The 865-nt window shown below is 58.6% G+C and carries 1 protein-coding gene; it reads left to right on the forward strand.

All coding sequences use genetic code 11. From position 1 onward, the window contains the following. Position 1 precedes the first annotated feature (1 nt). Positions 2 to 793: an IS21-like element helper ATPase IstB gene (gene istB / locus PAF17_RS20090; protein WP_271890825.1), complete on the forward strand. Its 792-nt coding sequence runs from the start codon at positions 2 to 4 to the stop codon at positions 791 to 793. The last annotated feature ends 72 nt before the right edge of the window (positions 794 to 865 follow it).

Below are 865 nucleotides of genomic sequence, written 5' to 3' on the forward strand. Positions count from 1 at the left end.
CATGCGTCATGATCCCGCCGGCGCTGCCATCGTCATCATGCTCCGCAGTCTGAAGATGCCAGGCATGGCGCAGGCCGTGCATGACCTCATGGAACAAGGTGCGCCTGCGTTCGAGGTGGCGATCCCGATCCTGTCGCAGTTGCTGAAGGCCGAAATCGCCGAACGTGAAGTGCGGTCCATCTCTTATCACATGAAGGCAGCGCGCTTCCCGGCCCACAAGGACTTGTCGGGATTCGACTTCGCGGCCAGCGAGGTCAACGAGGCCCTCGTCCGGCAGCTTCATCGATGCGAGTTCCTGGATGCTGCCGAGAACGTGGTCCTGATTGGCGGGCCCGGCACCGGGAAAAGCCACGTCGCGACGGCCCTCGGTGTTCAGGCGATCGAACACCATGGCAAACGCGTGCGCTTCTTCTCTACCGTCGAGCTGGTGAACGCGCTGGAACAGGAAAAGGCACAGGGAAGGGCCGGGAAGATCGCCGAGGCGTTGGTGAAAACAGAATTGGTGATCCTCGACGAGTTCGGATACCTGCCATTCAGCGCCTCGGGCGGCGCCTTGCTGTTCCATCTGCTCAGCAAACTTTATGAACGCACAAGCGTCGTGATCACCACGAACCTGAGCGTCAGCGAATGGGCCAGCGTCTTTGGCGACGCCAAGATGACCACCGCGCTCCTCGATCGGCTCACCCACCGCTGCCATATCCTGGAAAGCGGCAACGATAGGTATCGCTTCAAAGCCAGTTCTGAGACCGCCAAAAGGAAGAGAAAGAAAATACCAACATTGACCCCATCATGAACACACCGACATACTGACAGGCGGGTCAAATCTCGATGACAATGCTGGGTCAGTTCTCAATGACATCCAACA

Origin of the sequence: Paracoccus onchidii (genome assembly GCF_028294535.1) — a bacterium.
GTDB classification, from domain to species: Bacteria; Pseudomonadota; Alphaproteobacteria; order Rhodobacterales; family Rhodobacteraceae; genus Paracoccus; species Paracoccus onchidii.